This is a genomic window from Streptomyces sp. SBT349 (genome assembly GCF_001083795.1).
GTDB lineage: Bacteria > Actinomycetota > Actinomycetes > Streptomycetales > Streptomycetaceae > Streptomyces.
In genome coordinates, this window is record NZ_LAVK01000672.1 from 1 (window position 1) to 1,372 (window position 1,372).

At 73.0% G+C, this 1,372-nt stretch carries 1 protein-coding gene; it reads right to left on the reverse strand.

The features are described 5' to 3' along the window. Window positions 1-1,232: AAA family ATPase (locus ADY01_RS35720; RefSeq protein ID WP_107081910.1), on the reverse strand; the 1,232-nt coding region annotated here is incomplete at its 3' end. Window positions 1,233-1,372: the final 140 nt, after the last annotated feature.

The window sequence follows — 1,372 nt, forward strand, 5'->3', positions numbered from 1 at the left end:
GGAGTGGGCTGGGTGGTGGGCGGGAGTTGGCGGCCCAGGGCCAGGGCGGTGATCTTGCGTCTGGTCGCCTTGGTGACGATCTCGGCGACGGTGTCCTGGTCTTCGGCGGGCGCGACACCGATCAGGTTGGCCAGCGCGACATCGGTGCCGAGCACGTCGGCGACCTTCTGGAAGGCCAGCAGTTCCCGCAGCTGGGGCGCCCACCCGATCTCGCCGGCCTCCTGGCGCTTCGCCAGGTTCCGGGCGATGCGTACGGCTGTCCCGTTGATCTTCAGCACGACGGCCAGGTCGTAGTCGGAGCCCACCTGGATCTGCACGCTGAACCGCGACGCCAGGGCCTCGGTCAACACGGCGCCGTGCACGTTCGGGTTGTGGCCGGCGACCACGTAGAACCCGTCGGCCGCGGTGACCGTTTCGCCTTTGTGGGCCTTGACCTGGATCTGGCGGCGCCCGTCCATCGCCGGATACAGGGCAGCCAGCACCTTCGGGGAGATGAGGGTGGCGTCGTCCAGCAGCAGCGCCCGGCCCTCCCGCATCGCGGCGATCAACGGGCCGTAGATGAACTCGTAACCGCCGCCTTCGGCCTGGGTGTATTCCCCGATCAGGTCGCCGACGGTGGTGTCCCCGTCTCCCGCCACGGTGATCAGGTCCGGGAACGCCGCTTCGATCAGGGAGGTTTTGCCGGTGCCCGGCGGCCCGTAGAGGAGCACGGGCACTCCCGCCTCCCGCAGCCGCCGCAGCGCCTCCACCTCCGGCAGCTCCGCGAGGGCGCGGGGGTGGTAGGGCTGCCCGTTCGGCCGGATCACCGGCCCCGGCTCCACGACCGGCCGGGTGCTCCTGCCCGTCGGCCCGGCGGCAGGGCTCGGCCCCGAACGCGCGGGGGCGGGTGCGGGTTCCGATCGCCGCGTGGCGGAGCGTGCGGCAGCGGCGGTGAGGGGCGTGGCCCGGTACAGGCGCGGGTTGACGCCGATCCGTTGGGCTTCGCCCCGGGCCACGAGGGTCTCGCAGGCGTTGCCGACCGCGCCGCCCGAATGCCCCACCTCCTTCGCCAGCTGGGTGACCGTGAACGTCGCCGAAGCGTCGGCGGCCAGCAGCTGGGCGACCTTGGCCCGCAGCTCACCCGGGCCCCCCTTCACCGGCGCGCCGGTGGGAGCACCGGCAGGTGCCGGCGGAGCGGTGGGTTTCCTGGGTGGCGGGGTCGAGGAGGAGGCGGAGGGTGTGCTGCTGGTCATCCGTGGCAATCCCTGCGGGTGGGTCGAGAGCGCGCCGGTGTCATACGCGGTGAGGGCCGGCGTCGGACGGCTGTCACGCGTTCCGTGGGAAACCGGCGCGCGGGGGGGGGCATGCGCGCCGGTTTCCCACGGAACGCGGC